The 1,907-nt window shown below is 55.9% G+C and carries 1 protein-coding gene and 1 pseudogene; one reads left to right on the forward strand and one right to left on the reverse strand.

The window, feature by feature from the left end:
- A partial coding sequence (locus A3730_RS02055; protein ID WP_063537375.1) for a hypothetical protein occupies nucleotides 1–1,166 on the reverse strand: 1,166 nt, incomplete at its 3' end.
- 391 nt (nucleotides 1,167–1,557) lie between these two features.
- On the opposite strand from A3730_RS02055, the pseudogene A3730_RS02060 reads away from it, so the two are divergent.
- A pseudogene (locus A3730_RS02060) lies at nucleotides 1,558–1,907 on the forward strand (sodium/proton antiporter); the annotation flags it as partial.

The raw sequence follows: 1,907 nt of genomic DNA on the forward strand, positions 1-1,907 counted from the left end.
TGAAAAGCCTCTCCTTCCACATTCTGATCTGGGGCCCATTTCGACACTTCCCGGGCGCGCAATTTGATTGCCCGGGATTCGTCATCCTTGTTGATCATGTCCAGGGTACTGCCCAGGCGATTCAGGCTGGCAGCAACCGACTGGTAATTGGTGTCGGCAACGCCCTGGGAAGCCAAATCCAGGCTTTCCTTCAAATCCGCAATTTCATCGCGCATGGCCGTGGCCACAGAACGAATCACCGAGCCGCTGGCACCGGTCATCAATGCCAGCTCACGCTGCAATACGGTGTCACTAACCTCGGACTTCAGACCAAAAGCCTGCTTCACATCGCCAATGGTGCCGCTATCTTCAGCGGATAGCGAAACGATAAACAGACTTTCCTTGATCAACAGCAGTGGCGCCTCTTCCGTCACCGCCTGGTCACCATCGTAAACCAGTTTTTTGAGCTGACGATCGAATTGGGATAGCAGGGCTTTACGAGCAGGCGTAATCGCCATCTGGTCGCAGTACATGGCTGTCAGTACGGCCTGGGCCACCCACAGAAAGCGGCTTAGACCGCATTGACCNGCCGCACGATCCAGGCGCACCAGCGCCCGGGCCATCAACTTGAGATTAGTGGCATTGCCTTGCCCACGCAGAACCCCCAGCAACCCGACCTGGTACATATGCCGCAGGCGACGGGACAGGTCTGACAGTTCGCTAACCGATAGCTCTCGCTGGGGAGCTTCAGGTGCACGCTGACGGGACAGGTCGGCACTAAAGAAATGGCTCTCCTGAATCAGGCCTTTTCCACCGGAGCGCCGCAGTTCATTAATCCCACCAATCAGCAAGGCAGGAAGTGTGCGGTTTTTCAGCTGCACATAGTCAAAATAACGGGTCAGCAGGACAATCGCATTACTCAACGCCTGGATGCGGGCCTCAGACACTTTTTCCTGTAGCTCCCGAGCGGCCAGCGCCATTTCTTCACTCATTAAAGCTGCTGCAGGCAGCTCAACCACCTGGCAGATACCGCGGAGTTGCTGAAAGGCTTGCGCGCAATGCTGCAACTCATCCTGGCGGCTATGGTCGTCCGAAAACGCTTCAAGCTGGTTTTCAGCTTCCGTCAGGGTGGTATCTATCGCTTCCTTGAGAAAAGTCAGGGAGGTGGTGTTTGTTATGGCAACCATGGACTCTCCGCAAGCACCAAACTGTTATTATCATCGGGTTCGTTCGTTAGGCGCGCAAACCCCCGGATACACCCGCAATCGTCAAAACAGGATTGTAAAACAAGGCGCATCAACTTTTGCACGTCATCAAAGACTGCGTCAACTTTCATTTGTAAGCAACTGATTTATTGATGATTTGTTAACCTGCCCACACTCCTCCCCGTGGCCAGACACGGTTTCGCGTTACGTGCGCCAACCGGCTGCGTCAATCCCTCCATTGATCCAGGGCAAATTGCCACCCCTTTGCACTGTACTGGGGCAAGCCAAGTCCTTATCATTGCCGCGCCCGAGTTTGGCGTGCTTCATCCGAGCTGGGCGCCCTTTCCCATTTGCCGTTCAGCAGGAACTCGTCATGTCAGCCACGCTAGGCCGCGCCTTTATTCAGAACTTCCTGGGGCAGGCCCCCGCCTGGTACAAATACACCATCGTTGCCTTCCTGCTGATCAACCCCCTGGTGGCCCTGGCCCTGGGCCCGGTGACGGCGGGCTGGCTGCTGCTGGCCGAGTTCATTTTCACCCTGGCCATGGCGCTCAAGTGCTACCCCCTGCAACCCGGCGGCCTGCTGGCCATTGAAGCGGTCATGATCGGCCTCACCTCCGCTGATACCGTGCTGCACAAGGTGGTGGGCAATATCGAGGTGATGTTGCTGTTGATCTTCATGGTTGCCGGGATTTTCTTCCTCAAAGATCTGCTGCTGTTCAT

The organism is Alcanivorax sp. HI0044, from assembly GCF_001634945.1.